The following is an 18,883-nucleotide window of genomic DNA, read 5'->3' on the forward strand; positions in this document are numbered from 1 at the left end:
ACCAGCTCCGTGACGACCGCGACCAGCTGCCCCTGGGTCTGCCGCTCGTACCCCAGGTCGGCCATCGCCTGCTCGACCGCCTCACGCGTCTTGCGCGACACCCCCTGACGCCGGTTGATCACACGACTGACCGTCGCCTCACTCACCCGCGCCCGGCCCGCCACCTCGGTGATACCGACCTTCATACGGTTCCCTCCGTCGCCCGTGGGGCCGGCCGTCGATGATGCGACGTCAGGCATGCCGGATGTGAGGCTCGGCTGGAAGCTAACAAGTGTCCCGTTCAGCTTGCAAGACTCAGTTGAAAACTTTCAGCTCGATCGATCACTCCATATGGCGTATGGATTGCATGACTTCCAATGTCCTTGCGCATGACGATTGAACAACCTCCCCGGCCCCTGCTACCTTGCCGCCGCTCGGCCACCCCGACTGCTTCTCTCGGCCATCGCTGCGCGGGGGGTTGTCCTGACATTCCCCCGGATCTAGGGTCCTCCGAGAGCAAGCGCTTTCTCCGCGTCTTGGTCCCCGGCACCCCTAGGAGGACCGCATGCCCCCACACCGCACCCGCCGCCGTGTCGCCGTGATCGGCACCGGCTCGATCGTCAGCGGCAGCCATCTGCCCGCCCTCACCGCCCACGCCGACCGCGCCGAACTGGTCGCCGCGGTCGACGTCGACCAGGCCCACCTGGGCGCCTTCCGGGAACTCGCCGGCGGCGACGTCGCCGGGTACACCTCCGTCGACGCGATGCTGGACGCCGTGCGCCCCGACCTCGTCCTCGTCGGCACACCCCCCTCCCTGCACCGCGAGCAGACGGTGGCCGCGCTCAAGGCGGGCGCCTGGGTACTGTGCGAGAAGCCGCTGTGCCTGTCCCTCGCCGAGTACGACGAGATCGCCGCCGCCGAGGAGGCCTCCGGCGCCTACGCCTCCGTCGTCTTCCAGCACCGCTACGGCTCCGGTGCCGTACACGCCCGGCAGCTGATCACCGGCGGCGAGCTCGGTGCCCCGCTGGTCGCGCACTGCCAGACCACCTGGCACCGGGACGCCGCCTACTACGCCGTACCGTGGCGTGGCACCTGGGCGAGCGAGGGCGGCGGCCCGACCATGGGCCATGGCATCCACCAGTACGACCTGCTGCTGCACCTGCTCGGCCCGTGGACGGAGATCCGGGCCATGGCGGCCCGCCTGGTCCACGACACCGAGAGCGAGGACGTGTCCACCGCACTCGTGCGCTTCGCGAACGGCGCACTCGCCACCGTCGTCAACAGCGTGCTCTCCCCGCAGGAGGTGAGCCGCATCCGCGTCGACTGCGCGGACGCCACCGTCGAGCTCACCCACCTGTACGGGCACCGCAACGAGGACTGGGTCTACACCCCGGCCCCGCACGTCCCCGCCGCCCGTGCCGACGCCTGGCGCACCCCGGAGGCGGACGTGCCCAGCTCGCACACCGCGCAGCTCGGTGCCCTCCTCGACGCCTACGACGCGGACGTACGGCCGCCGGGCAGCGGCCCTGACGCCCGCGCCACCCTCGAATTCGCGGCCGCGCTCTACAAGTCGGCGTTCACGGGCCGCCCCGTGCACGCGGGCGAGATCGGCCCCGGCGACCCCTACTACGCAGCCATGCACGGCGACCACCCCCACTGGGCCCCCACCGAGGAGCGCGCATGAGCATCCGCGTCAGCCACGTCCACGGCGAGCACATCGCGGTCGCGGCACCGGACGGCACCGAGATCCTGCGGTACGTCTACCGCCCCGACCCGGAGGCGTACGAGGCGCGCAAGCCGTACGCCCACCCGGTGCGCACGCTGGCCGGACGGACCGTCACCGGCTACCGGCCGAGCGACCACCGCTGGCACAAGGGCCTCCAGATGACGGCCAGCCATCTGTCCGGGCAGAACTTCTGGGGCGGCAACACCTATGTCCACGGGCAGGGTTACCAGGTGCTGCCCGAGCGGGTCGGCTCGATGCGGCACGACGGCTTCTCCGAGTTCGCCGTCGCCGACGACCGGTTCGCCTTCACCGAGGAGCTGACCTGGGTGGAGAACGGCGGCGCGGAATGGGCGCGGGAGGTGCGCGGGCTCACCGTCCACTCCGTCGACGAGCGGGCCGGCGCCTGGGCGCTCGACTGGACGATCCGGCTCACCAACGTCCGCGCCGAGCCGCTGACCTTCGGTTCCCCCACCACCGAAGGCCGCGAGATGGCCGGATACACCGGGCTCCAGTGGCGCGGCCCCCGTGACTTCACCGGCGGCACCGCGTTCGGCCCGGACTCCGTCACCGGCGCCGAGAAGCTGATGGGCACCCAGGGCCCGTGGCTCGCCTGCACCACCGAGCACGACGAGGTGGACGGGTACTCCACGATCGTCTTCGCCCACGCGCCCGAGAACCTCGACGCGCGGACGGCGATCCACGAGTCGCACTGGTTCGTGCGCGCGGAACCGATCCCCACGGCCGCGTTCTCGTGGGCGTTCTTCGACGAGTTCGCCCTGCCGCCGGGGGAGTCCTTCGCCTACCGCTACCGGCTCGTCCTCGCCGACGGCGCCTGGGACGCCGACCGCGTCGCCGCGCACCTGGAGGGCCTGCCGTGGTGAACGCGCCCCAGCAGGTGCTCCCGCACCCCCTCCCCGGCGCCATCGGCCTGTCCCACCTCAGCGCCTACGACTGGGAGGCCGCCGACGGCGTCTGCGGCGGCAGCCCGCACCTCCACCTGGTGTGTACGGAGGCGTACGTCGTCACCGGGGGCCGGGGCGCCGTGCAGACCCTGAGCCCGGACGGCTACCGCGAGATCCCGCTGGAGCCCGGGTCCGTCGCCTGGTTCAGCCCGGGCACCGTGCACCGCATGGTGCAGGGCGGTGATCTGCGCATCACCGTGCTGATGCAGAACAGCGGACTGCCGGAGGCCGGGGACGCCGTCTTCACCTTCCCGCCCGAGGTGCTCGCCGACCCCGAACAGTACGCGGCCGCGGCGACGTTGCCACCGGGCACGGGAGCCGAGGCGGAGCAGGCCGCCCGGCGCCGCCGGGACCTCGCCGTCGAGGGCTACCTCGCTCTGCGGGAGACGCTGGTCGCCGGGGACAGCGGCCCGTACGCGGAGTTCCAGCGGTCCGCGGCCCGGCTGGTGCGCGACAGGGTGCCGCGCTGGCGCGAGCTGTGGCGGGCCGGTGCGCTGGCCGCCGCCGAACGCACCGGTGCCCAGCTGGACGCGCTGCAGGCCGGCGAGCCGTCGTACCTCGGCGAGGCGACCGCGTACGAGACCGCGCCCACGCGGCTCGGGGGGTTCGGGATGTGCGGCCGCCGTGACGAGTACAACCTGCCGGGCGTGACGCTCCCGTACGGCGGCGAGTAGCAGAGGTTTCCAGGGGGGCCGAGGGGGGGTCGTAACGAAGTCCGAGGAAGGGATGAGGTGACCTCGGCATGCCCGGACACAGGACAACGGGGTTCCGGCCCCGGCCGCCCTGTCGAGCGCCTGCGAGGTGCTGCGCGGCGGGGCGGCCGGCCAGCCCGCCACCGCCGGACGGTACTTCGGGGTCCTGCGACGGCGACTGCGTCCCGCCGACCTGCTGGCGGGCCTCGTCGCCGTCGCCGGCGCGCTGCTGTGCGCCGCGGATCTGGCGCTGGCCCGGGCCGGGCTGCCGGGAGCGGTGCCGTTCGCGGTGGTGGCCGCGGCGATCGGCGGGGGCGCCCTGGTCGTGGGCCTCAGGGCCTGCGCCCGCCCCGAGTCGCTCACCGACTGGCGGGCCGCCGTGCGCGAGGCCGCCCGGGACGCCGTACGGGACCCGGGCGGGAGCGCCCTGGTCCTCCTCGCGGTGGCGACGGCGGTCCTGTGCGCCTGGATGCTGGTACCGCTCGCTTTCCTCGCCCCGGGCCCGCTGGCCCTGGCGCTCACGGCCGTCGGCCTACGGCACGCGGGACGCTGACGACCTGCCGATGCCGCCCGGAGGCCGGGGAACGTGAGGTGTGTGGTGGATCAGGGGGTGATATGCGTTAGCGTGGCAGGCGTTGCCGGGGAGTCCCCGTGCTGGTTCATACGGGTCACATAGGTGCAATAGGGGTAAGGGTGCAGGTCGGGGTGGTTTCATGAGAATCCTGCACACTTCCGACTGGCACCTCGGCCGGGCGTTCCACCGCGTCAGCATGCTCGGCGCCCAGTCCGAGTTCATCGGCCACCTCGTGGCGACCGTGCGTGAGCACGCCGTCGACGCCGTGGTGGTGGCGGGAGACGTCTACGACCGCGCGGTGCCGCCGCTCGCCGCGGTCGAGCTGTTCGACGACGCCCTGCACCGGCTCGCCGACCTCGGCGTGCCCACGGTGATGATCTCCGGCAACCACGACTCCGCCCGCCGCCTCGGTGTCGGCGCCGGTCTCATCGACCGGGCCGGCATTCACCTGCGCACCGAGCCGTCGGCCTGCGGTACCCCGGTGCTGCTCGCCGACGCCTCCGGGGACGTCGCGTTCTACGGCCTGCCGTATCTCGAACCCGCCCTGGTGAAGGACGAGTTCGCGGTCGAACGGGCCGGGCACGAGACGGTGCTGGCCGCCGCCATGGACCGGGTCCGCGCCGACCTGGCGGCCCGCCCGCCCGGCACCCGCTCCGTCGTCCTCGCGCACGCCTTCGTCACCGGCGGCGAGCCCAGCGACAGCGAACGGGACATCACGGCCGGCGGCGTGGCCGCCGTCCCGGCCGGCGTCTTCGACGGCGTCGACTACGTGGCCCTCGGCCACCTGCACGGCTGCCAGACCCTCAGCGACCGCGTCCGCTACTCGGGCTCCCCGCTGGCGTACTCCTTCTCCGAGGCCGGCCACCGCAAGAGCATGTGGCTCGTCGACCTCGCCGCCGACGGCACGGTCACCGCCGAACGCCTCGACTGCCCGGTGCCACGCCCGCTGGCCCGCCTCCGCGGCACCCTGGACGACCTCCTCGCCGACCCCGCCCTCACCGCCGACGAGGACGCCTGGGTCGAGGCCACCCTCACCGACCCGGTCCGCCCCGCCGACCCCATGGCCCGCCTCACCGACCGCTTCCCGCACACCCTCAGCCTGGTCTTCGACCCCGACCGCGCCCCGGACGACCCCGACGTCTCCTACGCCCGCCGCCTGGCCGGCCGCACCGACCGGCAGATCGCCGAGGACTTCGTCGCCCACGTGCGCGGCGCGGGCCCCGACGAACACGAACTGGCCGTCCTGGGCGAGGCGTTCGACGCGGTGCGCGCGGACGGCGCGGTACGCGAGGTGGCCCGGTGACGGCACACCCGCATCTGAGCCCCTGCATGGAGGCGGCCGCATGAGGCTCCACCGGCTCGACATCACCGCCTTCGGACCCTTCGGCGGCTCCCAGAGCGTCGACTTCGACGCGCTCTCCGCCGCCGGGCTCTTCCTCCTGCACGGCCCGACCGGCGCCGGAAAGACCTCCGTCCTGGACGCCGTCTGCTACGCCCTCTACGGCACCGTCCCCGGCGCCCGGCAGAGCGGTCAGGGCCTCACCCTGCGCAGCGACCACGCCGACCCGGCCACCCGCACCGAGATCCGCCTCGAACTGACCGTCGCCGGGCGCCGGTTGGAGATCACCCGGCAGCCGCCCTGGGAGCGCCTCAAGAAGCGCGGCGCGGGCACCACCCTGGACAAGGCCCAGACCTGGCTGCGCGAGTACGACGCGACGGCCCGCGCCTGGAAGGACCTCAGCCGCTCCCACCAGGAGATCGGCGAGGAGATCACCCAGCTGCTCGGCATGAGCCGCGAGCAGTTCTGCCAGGTCGTGCTGCTGCCGCAGGGCGACTTCGCCCGCTTCCTGCGCGCCGACGCCGGCGCGCGCGGCCAGCTGCTCGGCCGGCTCTTCGACACCCAGCGCTTCGCCGACGTCGAGAAGCGCCTCGCCGAGCGCCGGAAGACGACCGAGGCCCGGGTCCGGGACGGCGACTCCGTGCTGCTCGCCGACGCGCACCGCATGCAGCAGGAAGCCGGCGACGCGATGGAGCTGCCGGAGCTGGCCCCGGGCGAGCCCGGGCTGGCCTCCGCCGTCCTCGCCGCCGCGGCCGTGGCCCGCAGCACCGCGCGGGAGCGCCTCACCGTCGCCCACTGCCGGCTCACCGCCACCGAGTCCGCCCAGTTCGCCGCCGACCGGGCGCTGGCCGACGTACGCGAACTGGCCCGGTTGCAGGCCCGGTTCGCCGAGGCACGGCAGCGGGCCGTGCGGCTGGAGGAGCGGGCCGGGGACCACCGGGCGGCGCAGGCGCGGATGGAGCGGGCCCGGAAGGCGGCGGCGGTGGCGCCGGCGCTGGAGCTGCGGGAGGCCGCCGAGGAGGAGCACCGCTCAGTGGCCGGCGCCGAGGTGCGGGCACGGGCGCTGCTGCCGGAGACCTTCGCCGGAGCCGGTGCGGCAGGGCTCGCCGCCGCTGCCCGCAAGGCCGCCGAGGAGCTGGGCGGGCTGGAGTCCGCGCGCCGGGCCGAGCGACGGCTCGCCGAGGTCGTCGACGAGCGGAGCCGGCTCGGCCGGCAGGAGCGGGACGACGAGGACACCCTGCGCGAGGCCGCGGGCTGGCTCGCCGGCTGGGACGCCAGGCGCGCGGAGCTCCAGTCCCGTGTCGACTCCGCCCAGGAGGCCGCGACCCGCGCCGAGCAGCTCGCCGTGCAGCGCGACCCCGCCCGCCGGCGGCTGGAAGCGGCGCGGCTGCGGGACGAGCTGGGCCGGGACACCGACGAGGCCCAGCGCACCGCCCTCGCCTCCGCGCGACTCGCCGTGGAGGCGCGGACGCACTGGCTCGACCTCAAGGAACAGCGGCTGAACGGCATCGCCGCCGAGCTGGCCGCACAGCTCACCGAGGGAGAGCCGTGCGCGGTCTGCGGGGCCACCGAACACCCGGCGCCGGCCGAGAAGTTCGCGGGCCACGTCGACCGCGAGGCCGAGGAGGGCGCGCTCGCCGCCCTGCAGCGCGCCGACGAGCAGCGCGCCCGGGACGAGCGGCGGCTCGGCACCGCACGCGAGGCCCTGGCCGCCGCCACCGCAGAGGCAGGTGACACCCCGACCGCGCAACTTGCCTCCCAGGCGGATGAGTTGGAGCGGGAGTTCGCCCAGGCCCGGCGGGCGGGCTCCACCCTGCACGCGGCGCACGAGGAGCTGCGGCTGGCCGAGCAGGAACGTGAGCGCCGACTGGCCGACCGGCAGCAGGCCGAGGTCAGGGCCGCCGCACGGCTCACCAGGCGCGAGGGCCTCGACGCGGAACAGGCCGCCCTGGAAGAGGAGTTGGACCGGGCCCGGGGGAGCGCCGCCAGCGTGTCCGCGCGGGCGGCGCAGCTGGAACGGCAGGTGGCGCTGCTCACCGACGCCGCCGACACCGCGCGTGCCGCCGAGGACACCGCCCGGCACCTGAAGGACACCGACGCCCGGCTCGCCGACGCCGCCTACCGGGCCGGTTTCGACACCCCGCAGGCCGCGGCCGCCGCCCTCCTCGACGACACCGCCCACCGCGAACTCCAACGGCGCCTGGACGAGCGGCAGTCCGAGGAGGCCGCGGTACGCGCCGTCCTCGCGGAGGCCGACACCGCGGCCGCCGCCCAGCAGCCGCCCGCCGACCTCGACGCGGGGGAGCGCACCGCCGCCCTGGCCGCCCAGCGGCTGCGCGACGCCGCCTCCGCCCGCGACCGGGCCGCCCGTAGCTGCGCCGAACTCGACCGGCTCTCCGCCCGCGCCACCGACGGCGTACGGCAACTCGCCCCGCTGCGCGAGGAGTACGACCGGGTCGCCCGCCTGGCCGGCCTCACCGCCGGCACCTCCGCCGACAACGAGCGCAAGATGCGCCTGGAGTCGTACGTCCTCGCCGCCCGCCTGGAACAGGTCGCCGCCGCCGCGACCGTACGCCTGCAGCGCATGTCGTCCGGCCGCTACACCCTGGTCCACTCCGACGACCGCACCGGACGCGGCCGCAGCGGCCTCGGACTGCACGTCGTCGACGCCTGGACCGGACGCGAGCGGGACACCGCCACTCTCTCGGGCGGCGAGACCTTCTTCGCCTCCCTCGCGCTCGCCCTCGGCCTCGCGGACGTCGTCACCGACGAGGCGGGCGGCGTCCGCCTCGACACCCTCTTCATCGACGAGGGTTTCGGCAGCCTCGACGACCAGACCCTGGACGAGGTCCTCGACGTCCTCGACTCCCTCCGCGAACGCGACCGCAGCGTCGGCATCGTCAGCCACGTCGCCGACCTGCGCCGCCGGATCCACGCCCAGCTGGAGGTGGTGAAGGGGAGGTCGGGCTCGACGCTGCGACAGCGCGGGGTCTGAGAAGCGCCCCGAAGGGGCGCTGGGGGTACCCCCGGCCGAAGGCTGGGGGAGGAACTGCGCGACCAGCCACGACGGCGCCGCAGTCGACTGACGGCATATCGCGGCACTTCCAGCGGAGCGCTCAGGTGCCGACGGCCCGGCGGGGGAGCGGTGAGGAGTAGACGACGCTCGTCGTCACCGAGCCCAGGGTGCCGATCCGGCCGGAGACCTCCTCCAGGTGGCGCATCGAGCGGGCGGTGACCTTGATGACGAAGCAGTCGTCGCCGGTGACGTGGTGCGCCTCCAGGATCTCGGGGGTGGCGGCGACCAGGTCGTGGAAGGGCTTGTAGTTGCCGTTCGGGTAGCGCAGCCGGACGAAGGCGAGGATCGGCAGGCCGAGCCGCTCCGGGTCGACCACCGCCGCGTACCCCTGGATCACGCCCGCCTCCTCGAGCCGGCGCACCCGCTCGGTCACCGCGCTCGGGGACATCGCGACGGCCCGCGCCAGCTCGGCGAAGCTGGCCCGGCCCTCGCGCTGGAGGACGTCGAGGATGCGCCGGTCGGTGGCGTCCGGGGAAAACTCGGTCATGGGGGATGGATAACAGGGAATCCCCGGCCGGGCAAGGGCAGGGCCGGGGATCGCACCTTCAGGGCGCCCCGTCACGCTCGTAGATTTGCGGCCATGGAGATCCGCCGCACCGATGGCGGCCGGCGAAAGGCCTCACATGACCGGCACCACCCTCAACCCCGTCCTGCGCGTCGCCCCCGTCGCCCCCGCCGAGGCCGCCGCCCACTTCCGGGCGAGCCTCGCTTTCCACGCCGACGTCTCCGACGTGGCCGCGGCCCTCGCCGCCGACGGCGACCCCGGCTTCGTCGTCCTGGACTCCCGCTCCACCGAGTCCTGGGACCAGGGCCACATCCCGGGCGCCGTCCACCTGCCCACCGCGCTCATCCCCGAACAGGCGGCCGGCCTCCTCGACCGGACCGTGCCCGTGGTGACGTACTGCTGGGGTCCCGGCTGCAACGGCGCGACCCGAGCCGCCCTCGCGCTGGCCGAACTCGGCTACCAGGTCAAGGAGATGCTCGGGGGATTCGAGTACTGGGTGCGTGAGGGCTTCGAGTTCGAGACCTGGCAGGGCCGCGAGCGCCGCGCCCCGGACCCGCTGACCGCACCCGTCGCGGGCGGCTGCGGTTGCTGATTCCCGGAGGCGAACCTGTGCTGTCGCTGTCCGTGTAGGTTCACCCCATGACTCGATATGCGGATCCCGGCGCGGTGGAGTGGGTGGAGTCGGGCGGCGGCCCGCTCGTGGCGGTCCCGGAGACGGTCCTGCCGTTCTGGGCCGGCGCCGACAGCGAGGATCTGGCCACCGACTACGACCGGGCCTGCGAGGTCGACGGCTACGTCGGACTGCTCCCGGTCGGGGACAGCACCGCCCTGGTCCTCGGCGACGAACCCGCCTCGACGTCCTTCCTGCCGGACCACGGCACCTTCGTACGGTGGTCCGCCGCCAACTCGGAGGAGGAACTCCTGGCGCAGGTGCCCGCCGCCCTCGACGGCGCCGCGTGGGAGAACGAGATCCGCTGGCAGGTCCCCGGCCCCGTCGTCCTGTTCGACTCCGCCTGGCCCGGCGGTGAGGCCGAGGGCGGCGACCGTCTGCGGGTGCCGCTGGAGCCCGGCACCTACGCGGTGCGCGCCGCCTACACCAGACCCGGCCCGGAAACCTGGCTGGGCCTGGTGCAGTTGCGCAGACTTCCGTCCTGACGAGCCGTCACTTGACCCCGTCGACGGCGATGTTGAGGTGGCGCGGCCCGCGCAGTACCGCGTTCGGGCGGTAGGGCGGCGGGTCCTCGACGAGCCGCGGGTTGTCGAGCCGCCGGGCCAGCTGGGCCAGCGCGATCTGGGCCTCCAGGCGGGCCAGCGGGGCGCCGAAGCAGCTGTGGATGCCGCTGCCGAAGCCGAGGTGCTGGATGTCCTGCCGGTCCGGGTCGAAGCGGTCGGGGTCCGTGAACCGGTGCGGGTCCCGGTTGCCGGCGGCAAGGACCAGCCAGATCCGCGACCCCTTGGGGATGGTCACCCCGTGCACCTCGAGGTCGGCGATGCAGGTGCGCTGGGGCAGCAACTGCACCGGTGGCTCGTAGCGCAGCAGCTCCTCCACGATCCGCACCGACAGCCCCGGGTCGTTGCGGAGCCGCTCCAGGTACTGCGGGTACCGCAGCAGGGTCAGCATGCCGTTGGTGATGAGGTTGACCGTCGTCTCGTGGCCGGCGATGAGCAGCAGCACCGAGGTGCTGAGCACCTCCATGGTCGTCATGGCGCCGTCCGGGCCGTGACTGTGCACCAGGTCGGACAGCATGTCGTCGCGCGGCTCCTTGGCACGCTGCTCCACCAGCCCGTTCAGGTACATGCCGAGCTGCAGCCGGGCCTCCTGCGCGGTCTTCGCGGACTCGTCGGCCGTGCGGCTGTCGGGGTCCAGACCGGCCACGATCGGGTCGACCCAGGCCCGGAACCGCGGCTCGTCCTGGCGCGGCACGCCCAGCAGCCGGCAGATCACGGTGACCGGGAACGGGTAGGCGACCTGGTCGACCAGGTCGATCTCCCGGGCGTCCCCGAGGCCGTCGATCAGCTCGGTGACGATCTCCTCCAGCTGGCCCCGCATGTTGTCGATCCGGTGCGGCTGGTGCGGCGGCCCGAAGGAACTGTTGGCGATCCGGCGCAGCCGGTCGTGCTCCGGCGGGTCGAGCCGGATGAAGCTCGGCGGCAGCCCCGTCGCCTCCGGACCGGACAGCTCGTCGTCCCCGCCCACGGTCACGTTGGACTCGTCGGAGCTGATCCGCGGATCGTGGAGCAGGGCCTCGATGTCGTGGTAGGTGCTGATGATGTAGGGGCCGTCCTCCTCCTCGTGCAGCACCGGCGTCTTGCGGAGCTCCTCGTACAGCGGGTACGGGTTGGCACGGTTCGCGAAGTCGGTGATCTGGCGCAACATCGAGGTCTGCGTCATGACAGTTCCTTGGAGCGTCGGGGCCGGGTCGCGGTCAGTGGCGGACGGGGTGGAAGACCAGCTGCGTGTCGGTGGGCGAGTAGCCGCTGAGGGTCACCATGGGGGCATGCGTGGGCAGGGCCGGGTCCGGGAAGTCGGCGTCGACCGGTACCCGTCCCTCGGGACGGCGGTCCACGGTCGGGAACTCCACCGGGAACGGCCCGGCCTTCTCGATCTGCCGCTGGTAGAACTCCAGCCACCGCGTGTTGTCGAAGCTCACCGCGGCGATCGTCCGGCCCTGGTAGCCGTACACCCCGACGAACCGGCGCTCGGCCAGCGAACCCTGGGTGATCATGATCTGCTCGCCCATCGGCGGCACCCCGACCGACTTGATGTTCACCCCGAACTGCGACGACCAGAACGCCGGCACCCACAGGTGCGGCCTCCGCTCGGCGCTCGGGCTGATCATGTTGTGCGCGGCGATCTCGGCCTGGGCGACCGCGTTGCCCCAGTGCTCCAGCGACAGGAACTGGTAGCCGAACAGCGCGTGCGGGGACCGGGCGACGTCGCCGGCGACGAAGATGTCGTCGGTGACGATGCCCCGGAAGTCGAAGGCACGGCAGCCCGCGTCGCAGGCGATGCCCCGCGGCCCCGCGCCGAGACCGGAGCCCGTCAGCCAGTCGGTGTTGCGGGTCGCGCCGAGCGACACGATCACCACGTCCGCCTCGACGATGGACTCGTCGGACAGATGGACCGCCCGCACCCGCCCGGCCGGGTCGCCCTCCAGCGCGGTGACCATGACCCCGGTACGCAGGTCCACACCGTTCTCACGGTGCATCTCGGCCGCGACCGCCCCGATCACCCCGCCGAGGGCGCCCACCAGCGGTGCGCCCGCGCGTTCCGCGACGGTGACCGCGATGCCCTGCTCGCGGCAGGCCGAGGCGATCTCCGACCCGGTGAACCCGGCGCCGATCACGAACACCCGGCGCGGCCCGGCCTTCAGCCGCCGCAGCAGCGCGGCCGCGTCGTCCCGGGTGCGCAGCGTGAACACGCCCTCCAGACGGGCCTCGTCCTCCTTGGGCCAGGGCCGGGCCCGCACTCCGGTCGCGATCAGCAGCCGGTCGTACTCGACCTCGTCGCCGTCGGCCAGCCGGACCCGCTTGGCCTCGACGTCGAGACCCGTCGCCGCGACGCCCAGCCGCCACTTCGCGTCGATCTCCCTGCGGTGCGGCAGCGCGGTGTGGTGCGGGGCCGCCCTGCCGAGCAGCACCGCCTTGGACAGCGGCGGCCGGTCGTAGGGCTCGTACGGCTCGTCGCCGATCATGGTGAGTTCGCCGGCGAACCCCTCGGCCCGCAGTGTCTCGGCACCCCGCAGCCCGGCCAGCGAGGCGCCCACGACCACGATCCGGCCCTCGCGGCGCAACCAGTCGAGATAGTCAGTGGGCGGCATCGGAGGCGCCTCCCGCGAATCCGTCCAGGCCGTCGGCGGTGATCGCCTGCACCGGGCAGGCGGCGACGGCGCGCGCCACCCGCTCCCGCTGCTCCTGCTCGGCCTGCGGGTTGTAGACGAGGGATTCCTCGCCGTGCATGGCGAAGACGTCCGGAGCGAGGAACGCGCACTGCGCGTATCCCTGACATCTGTTGAGGTCGACGACAAGGCGCATCATGGCTCCGCCCTTCCGGTGGCCAGGTCCGGTGCGTACCGCGGTCCGTCGTTCCTGTTGGACGGCGGAGAACTCCCCGCTCGCCAGCATGGGAGCCCCGTCCCGCCGTCGCGCGCCGGGGCCCGCCGATCGGGTGAGCGGGCCGTCAGGCCGCCGGGGCCGCGGCGGAGCGGCGGAAGCTCGCCACGACGATGTACACGCTGAGCAGCAGCGACCAGGCCGGGAACACCAGCTCGGCCCAGGGCACGGCGGACGACACGAACAGCAGGACCACGGTGGTGAGGAAGCCCACGAGCGTGAGCCAGCGCGGCAGGATGCGCAGGCGGTGCCCGATCACCGAGGCGGAACAGGTGAAGACGGCCGCCATCCGCATCGCGTACCCGGTCATCAGCGTGTACGCCAGGTGCTGGCCGAAGTCCCAGGTGGGCCGGGAGGGTGAGGTGCCCGCCGGATGAGCGGTGTCGAGCACGGCCGAGGCCGTGGCGGCGGCGGCGAACATCATGGCAGTGAAGACCAGGCCGCTGCCGAGGAAGACGGTGGCCATGAACCGGTCCTCGGCGTCGCCGACGTGCGAGCGGACGGCGCCGACGAACCACAGGAAGAAGATGCCGGCGAACGGCACCAGCAGGAGGGCCGTGTGGACGGCGTTGCGCTTGGCGGGATCCGGCTGCTGGGCGGTGACCGCGTCGGCGCCCTGCGGGATGGCCAGCCGGATCAGCACCATGGCGGCGGCGAGCAGCAGGGCGAAGACGACCCCGGCCACGCCGGCGGCGCGAGGGGTCTGCAACGGCTCGCTCGGGTGCGTGGAGGTCTGCATCCGCGGCTCGCTTCCCGTGTCCGGTGGCCCCCGGCACCAGCAAGCCTCCTGTCCCCGGCCGCCGCCACCGGAGCACCCCCGAACGGCACACCGCGCCGACCCGGTCGCGGCCGCCGCCGGGCGCCCACCGGCAGTGGGCGCCCGCTCGGTGCCGCCGCTCCGTAAGGCGCGGGCCCGACCCGTCACAGCTGCGACAGCTCGTCCACCAGGTCGTCCAGACCCAGCGAGCCCTGGGACAGGGCCGCCATGTGCCAGGACTTGAGGTCGAAGCCGGCGCCCCGCCGCTCCCGGGCCTGCTCCCGGCCCAGCAGCCAGGCCCGCTCGCCCAGCTTGTAGCCGATCGCCTGCCCCGGCATGGACAGGTAGCGGGTCAGCTCGCTCTCCACGAAGTCCGCGGGCCGGCTGCTGTGCGCGCCGAAGAACTCCTGCGCCAGCGCGGGCGTCCAGCGCTCCCCGGGGTGGAAGGGGGAGCCGTCCGGGATCGTCAGCTCCAGGTGCATGCCGATGTCGATGATCACCCGCGCGGCCCGCATCATCTGCGCGTCCAGGTAGCCGAGGCGGCGCTCCGGGTCGGTGAGGAAGCCCAGTTCGTCCATCAGCCGCTCCGCGTACAGTGCCCAGCCCTCGGCGTTGGCGCTGACCATGCCCACGCTGGCCTGGTAGCGGGAGAGGTTCTCGGCGACGTGCTTCCACTGCGCCAGCTGGAGGTGGTGGCCGGGCACGCCCTCGTGGTACCAGGTCGACACGAGGTCGTAGACCGGGAACCGGGTCTGGCCCATGGTCGGCAGCCAGGTGCTGCCCGGGCGCGAGAAGTCGTCCGACGGCGGCGTGTAGTACGGCGCCGCCGCGCTGCCGGGCGGAGCGATCCGGGACTCCACCCGGCGCACCCGTTCGGCCAGGTCGAAGTGGGTGCCGTCCAGCTTCTCGATGGCCTCGTCCATCAGCGACTGCAGCCAGCCGCGCACCTCGTCGACGCCCTCGACGTGCGTGCCCTGCTCGTCCAGGTGCGCCAGCGCCACCCACGGCGTGGCCGCGCCGGGCAGGATCTTCTCGGCCTCGGCCTTCATCTCGCCGAGCAGCCGGTGGTACTCGGACCAGCCGTACGCGTACGCCTCGTCCAGATCGAGGTCGGTGCCGTTGAAGTAGCGCACCCAACGGGCGTACCGCTCCCGGCCCACCACGTCCGGCGTGCCCTCGACGGCCGGCGCGTACACGTCCCGCATCCAGTCGCGCAGCGCCACCACGGCCTCGGTGGCGGAGCGGGCCGCCTCGTCCAGCTCGGTGCGCAGCGCCTCGGGCCCGGACGCCGCGAACTGCTCGAACCAGCCCTTGCCGTCGCCCGTGTCGGCCCACTCGCCGAGCTGCCCGACGAACGTCGCGGTGGCGCGCGGACCGCCGTACAGCTTCCGGTCCAGGCCGAGTTCTAGGGACTGCCGGTAGCCCTCCAGCGCGGCCGGCACCGCACGCAGCCGTTCGGCGACCGCCGTCCAGTCCTCCTCGGTGGCGGTGGGCGTCACCGTGAACACCTGACGCACCGCGTGCGCGGCCGAGCTCAGGTTGCTGACCGAACGCAGGCTCTCGTCGGCCTCGTGCACGGCGAGAGAGGCGCTGAGCCGCTCGCGCAGCAGGCGCGCGCAGCGACGCTCGATGTCACTGTCCGCACCGGGCTGCCGTTCGGCCTCGTCGAGCTTGGCGAGCGTGTCGCGCTGGAGCCGGGCGAGCGCCTCCGCGCCGGCCGGCGAGTTGTCGGGCAGCCGGCCCGAGCTCTCCTTGTCGCCGAGGAAGGTACCGGTGATCGGGTCGAGGGCGATGAGTGCGTCGACGAAGGTGTCGGCGACCTGACGGGGCAGCGGGCTGTTGGTCTGTGACATGCGGTCCATCCTCGTACGGCGGACCACCACGCGTCACGGGGATTGGGCCGACGACACCGGCGGAAGCAGCGGCCCGCACTCCCACTGCTGGAATATCAGCCGGGTCTCCACCCGGGCGACTTCCCGATGCGCCGTGAACTCGTCCAGGACCAGCCGTTGCAGGTCCGCCATGTCCGCCACGGCCACATGCACCAGGTAGTCGTCAGGACCGGTCAGATGGAACACCGTCCGCGACTCCGGCAGCGCCCGGATCCGCTCCACGAACGGTCCCACCAACTCCCGCCGGTGCGGCCTGACCTGCACCGACAGCAGCGCCTCCAGACCGCGCCCGAGCTTGGCCGGATCGAGCTCCAGGCGGTGCCCGAGGATCACCCCGGAGCGGCGCAGCCGGGTCACCCGGTCCAGACAGGTCGACGGCGCCACGCCCACCTGGGCGGCGAGATCACGGTAGGTGGTCCGGGCGTCGTTCTGCAGCAGCCGCAGCAGATGCAGATCGACCGGATCCAGTACGACAGAATCGGCCACGGCCCGAACGTAACACGGGGTTCACCCCGCCCACCCCGTCGGTTGTTCACCCTGCCGTCATGGACACAGCGAGCACCTACGACGACCCGGCGCCCGTCCGCGGCCCCGTCTCCCGCGCGCCGCGCGCCCTGGCCACCGAGGCCGTGCACGCCGGCCGCGACGACCTCGCCCGCCAGGGCCTGCACGCCCCGCCGATCGACCTGTCCACCACCTACCCGTCGTACGACAGCCGGGCCGAGGCCGCCCGCATCGACGCCTTCGCCGCCGACGGCGCGGACCCGGTGGGACCACCGGTCTACGGACGCCTCGGCAACCCGACGGTCGCCCGCTTCGAGACCGCCCTGGCCCGCCTGGAGGGCACCGGTTCCGCGGTCGCCTTCGCCAGCGGAATGGCCGCCCTGACCGCCGTCCTCCTCGCCCGCGCGGCCACCGGCCTGCGCCATGTCGTCGCGGTACGGCCCCTGTACGGCTGCAGCGACCACCTCCTCACCGCCGGGCTCCTCGGCACCGAGGTCACCTGGACCGACCCGGCCGGGATCAGCGACGCACTGCGCCCCGACACCGGGCTCGTGGTGGTCGAGTCCCCGGCCAACCCGACCCTCGCCGAACTCGACCTGCGGGCCGTCGCCCACGCCTGCGGCACGGTGCCGCTGCTCGCCGACAACACCTTCGCCACCCCCGTGCTGCAACGCCCCGCCGAACTCGGCGCACGGCTGGTGCTGCACAGCGCCACCAAGTACCTCGGCGGCCACGGCGACGTGCTCGGCGGAGTGGTCGCCTGTGACGAGGAGTTCGCGGGGCAGCTCCGGAAGATACGATTCGCCACCGGCAGCGTCCTGCACCCGCTCGCCGGCTACCTGCTGCTGCGCGGCCTCGCCACGCTCCCGGTACGGGTCCGCGCCGCCTCCGCCACCGCCGCCGAACTGGCCCGCCGCCTCACCACCGACCCACGCGTCGCCCGCGTCCACTACCCGCGGCTGGGCGGCGCGATGATCGCCTTCGAGGTGTACGACGACCCGCACGAGGTCGTCTCCCGGGTACGCCTGATCACCCCGGCCGTCAGCCTCGGCAGCGTCGACACCCTCATCCAGCACCCGGCCTCCATCAGCCACCGCGTCGTCGACGAGGGAGACCGCCACAGCGCCGGGGTGAGCGACCGGCTGCTGCGGCTGTCGGTGGGGTTGGAGGACGCGGACGATCTGTGGGCGGACCTGGACTGGGCGCTGGGGGACGTCTGAGCGCCCGGACAGGGGCGCTGGGGGTACCTCCGGCCGAAGGCTGGGGGAGGAACTGCGCGACCAGCCCCCAATGCACCCGCGGCCGCCGGACCGCCGTGAGTTCTACGGCGCTTCGGCGTTCCCCAACTCACCCGCACCGGAAAGCCACCCCGCGGCAGTCACGGCGCCACCCGGCTCCGCCGCAAGCCGCGCCGTGATGACCAGCGTCCCCTCCTCGATCTGGTAGTCGAGCGGCAACCCCAGCCCCCGCATCGCCGCCACCATCCCCGTGTTGGACGCCTGCGTCACCGCGTACACGCTCTCGCAGCCCGCCTCGACGGCCATCCTCACCAGCCGCCCCAGCAGTTCGCCGCCGATACCGCGCCGCTGCCAGTCGTCCTCGACGAGCAGCGCCACCTCGGTCTCGTCCCCGTCCCACAGCAGATGCCCGAGCCCGACGATCCGGCCCGACGCGGTCTGCACGGCCAGCGTCCTGCCGAAGCGAGGACTCAGCAGGTGGTTCAGGTAGCGGTCCGCGTCGCCGACCGGCCCGTGGTAGCGGAGCGCAAGGGTCCGCGTCGAGCAGCGCTCGTGCATCGCCCTCGCCGCCTCCAGGTCACCGGTGTCGGCCCGGCGCACCGTGATCTCGCTGCCCGCGGACAGCGAGATCACGTCCTGGCTGCGCGGGATGCGCGGCCCGAGCCGGGCGTCCAGCTCCACCAGCGCCCGCGCCCGCGCGAACTCGGTCGGCGTGAACGGGAGATACGGCCGTTCCACGGTGATCACTCCCCCCTCCGGCGCACGCAGCCGCATCACGGTGTCCTCCAGCGCCCCCTCGACGGGAACCGCCTCGGGGCTCCGGGCCCCGCCGACCGGGTGGGCGGGGAGCGAGCGGATCGTGCACCTCCCCAACAACTGCCGGAGGGCCAGCGGAAGTTCCGCCGCGTCCAGGGCGGTGCGAGTGGCCAGTCCCAGAACCCGGGTCGGCGCGTCCACCAGATCGTGAGCGTCGGCCCGCTCGATCCAGGTGTCCGTGCCCCCGGCCAGGGCGACCGCCCGTGTGATCGCACCGGCGATCAGCTCACCCGGGGCCCGCAGCAGGAACTCGTCCACCGTGCCGTCGGCCAGCGGATGCGTCTGCAGGCTCAGGATGTCCACCCGGTGCCCGGCGAGCGCGGCGCACAGTGCGGCCAGCGAACCGGGCTCGTCCCGCACCGTGGTCCGCAGCCGCCACAGCGTGCTCGCCCGGTCTCCGGTCCCGGTGGCGTCCGCGCGGGGCCCGGCCTGCCGTGTCTCGGGGACGACCGGCCGGGCGCCGGTATCGGTATCCGTCACCGGCGGTGCGTGACCTGGGCGCCTCGCCCACCAGACGTGGAAGCCCGCCGTCGCCGCCAGCACCAGCGCCGAGATCATCAGCAGCGCAGGACCGTCGGGCCCGTGCCCGACCAGGTTCGCCACCGCGTCGGCCACCGCGACCGCCGTGAACATGGCGGCGAGCTCGACGACATCCCGTCGCCAGTGGTGCACGGGGCGTCCGTTCCTCGCGCGTGTCACGTCAGACATGT

At 73.7% G+C, this 18,883-nt stretch carries 18 protein-coding genes; 9 read left to right on the top strand and 9 right to left on the bottom strand.

All coding sequences use genetic code 11. The features are described from left to right. Window positions 1-185, bottom strand: a 185-nt coding sequence (locus ABT137_RS49210) for a LacI family DNA-binding transcriptional regulator (RefSeq protein WP_351718053.1), incomplete at its 3' end; no start/stop codon positions are given. Window positions 186-544: 359 nt separating this feature from the next. Between ABT137_RS49210 and ABT137_RS49215 the strand changes: the two genes are divergently transcribed. From ABT137_RS49215 to ABT137_RS49240, 6 genes are all read left to right on the top strand, one after another. Then, window positions 545-1,663, top strand: coding sequence for a Gfo/Idh/MocA family protein (locus tag ABT137_RS49215; protein WP_351720218.1), 1,119 nt, complete (start codon window positions 545-547; stop codon window positions 1,661-1,663). Continuing rightward, a complete protein-coding gene (locus ABT137_RS49220) occupies window positions 1,660-2,586 on the top strand; it encodes a DUF6807 domain-containing protein (RefSeq protein ID WP_351720220.1) in 927 nt (308 codons plus the stop codon). The genes ABT137_RS49215 and ABT137_RS49220 overlap by 4 nt, the downstream gene beginning before the upstream one ends. After that, window positions 2,583-3,341 carry a cupin domain-containing protein gene (locus tag ABT137_RS49225; protein ID WP_502984714.1) on the top strand — a complete coding sequence of 253 codons (759 nt, stop codon included), beginning with the start codon at window positions 2,583-2,585 and terminating at the stop codon, window positions 3,339-3,341. Before ABT137_RS49220 ends, ABT137_RS49225 begins: the two co-directional genes overlap by 4 nt. Before the next feature lie 127 nt (window positions 3,342-3,468). Next, on the top strand, window positions 3,469-3,912 hold the full coding sequence (locus ABT137_RS49230; protein WP_351720224.1) for a hypothetical protein: 444 nt from the start codon (window positions 3,469-3,471) through the stop codon (window positions 3,910-3,912). 160 nt (window positions 3,913-4,072) lie between these two features. Continuing rightward, on the top strand, window positions 4,073-5,236 hold the full coding sequence (locus ABT137_RS49235; protein WP_351720226.1) for an exonuclease SbcCD subunit D: 1,164 nt from the start codon (window positions 4,073-4,075) through the stop codon (window positions 5,234-5,236). 40 nt (window positions 5,237-5,276) lie between these two features. Beyond that, window positions 5,277-8,267, top strand: coding sequence for an AAA family ATPase (locus ABT137_RS49240; RefSeq protein ID WP_351720228.1), 2,991 nt, complete (start codon window positions 5,277-5,279; stop codon window positions 8,265-8,267). A gap of 121 nt (window positions 8,268-8,388) precedes the next feature. Here the strand turns inward: ABT137_RS49240 and ABT137_RS49245 are convergent, their stop codons facing one another. After that, a complete protein-coding gene (locus ABT137_RS49245; RefSeq protein ID WP_351720230.1) occupies window positions 8,389-8,835 on the bottom strand; it encodes an Lrp/AsnC family transcriptional regulator in 447 nt (148 codons plus the stop codon). 136 nt (window positions 8,836-8,971) lie between these two features. Between ABT137_RS49245 and ABT137_RS49250 the strand changes: the two genes are divergently transcribed. After that, complete coding sequence (locus ABT137_RS49250) at window positions 8,972-9,445, top strand: rhodanese-like domain-containing protein (RefSeq protein ID WP_351720233.1); 474 nt, start codon at window positions 8,972-8,974, stop codon at window positions 9,443-9,445. 47 nt (window positions 9,446-9,492) lie between these two features. Beyond that, window positions 9,493-10,008, top strand: a complete 516-nt coding sequence (locus tag ABT137_RS49255) for an immunity 21 family protein (protein WP_351720235.1) — start codon at window positions 9,493-9,495, stop codon at window positions 10,006-10,008. 7 nt (window positions 10,009-10,015) lie between these two features. On the opposite strand, the gene ABT137_RS49260 is transcribed toward ABT137_RS49255, so the two are convergent. From ABT137_RS49260 to ABT137_RS49285, 6 genes are all read right to left on the bottom strand, one after another. Next, entirely contained in the window at window positions 10,016-11,245 is a 1,230-nt protein-coding gene (locus ABT137_RS49260) for a cytochrome P450 (protein WP_351720238.1), read from the bottom strand. Between the two features lie 34 nt (window positions 11,246-11,279). Then, complete coding sequence (locus tag ABT137_RS49265; protein WP_351720241.1) at window positions 11,280-12,674, bottom strand: NAD(P)/FAD-dependent oxidoreductase; 1,395 nt, start codon at window positions 12,672-12,674, stop codon at window positions 11,280-11,282. Continuing rightward, complete coding sequence (locus ABT137_RS49270; RefSeq protein WP_351720264.1) at window positions 12,661-12,888, bottom strand: ferredoxin; 228 nt, start codon at window positions 12,886-12,888, stop codon at window positions 12,661-12,663. The genes ABT137_RS49265 and ABT137_RS49270 overlap by 14 nt, the downstream gene beginning before the upstream one ends. Window positions 12,889-13,033: 145 nt before the next feature. Continuing rightward, window positions 13,034-13,705 (bottom strand): hypothetical protein, encoded by a 672-nt coding sequence (locus tag ABT137_RS49275; RefSeq protein WP_351720243.1) that lies wholly within the window; start codon window positions 13,703-13,705, stop codon window positions 13,034-13,036. Between the two features lie 182 nt (window positions 13,706-13,887). Continuing rightward, a complete protein-coding gene (locus tag ABT137_RS49280; protein ID WP_351720245.1) occupies window positions 13,888-15,576 on the bottom strand; it encodes a DUF885 domain-containing protein in 1,689 nt (562 codons plus the stop codon). Window positions 15,577-15,609: 33 nt separating this feature from the next. After that, window positions 15,610-16,101 carry an Lrp/AsnC family transcriptional regulator gene (locus ABT137_RS49285; protein WP_189266826.1) on the bottom strand — a complete coding sequence of 164 codons (492 nt, stop codon included), beginning with the start codon at window positions 16,099-16,101 and terminating at the stop codon, window positions 15,610-15,612. Between the two features lie 59 nt (window positions 16,102-16,160). Between ABT137_RS49285 and ABT137_RS49290 the strand changes: the two genes are divergently transcribed. Beyond that, entirely contained in the window at window positions 16,161-17,339 is a 1,179-nt protein-coding gene (locus tag ABT137_RS49290) for a trans-sulfuration enzyme family protein (RefSeq protein ID WP_351720247.1), read from the top strand. 102 nt (window positions 17,340-17,441) lie between these two features. On the opposite strand, the gene ABT137_RS49295 is transcribed toward ABT137_RS49290, so the two are convergent. Further along, a complete protein-coding gene (locus ABT137_RS49295; protein WP_351720250.1) occupies window positions 17,442-18,845 on the bottom strand; it encodes a GNAT family N-acetyltransferase in 1,404 nt (467 codons plus the stop codon). Between the last annotated feature and the right edge of the window lie 38 nt (window positions 18,846-18,883).

The sequence above is a fragment of the Streptomyces sp. NPDC001980 genome (genome assembly GCF_040296885.1).
Taxonomy (GTDB): Bacteria; Actinomycetota; Actinomycetes; order Streptomycetales; family Streptomycetaceae; genus Streptomyces.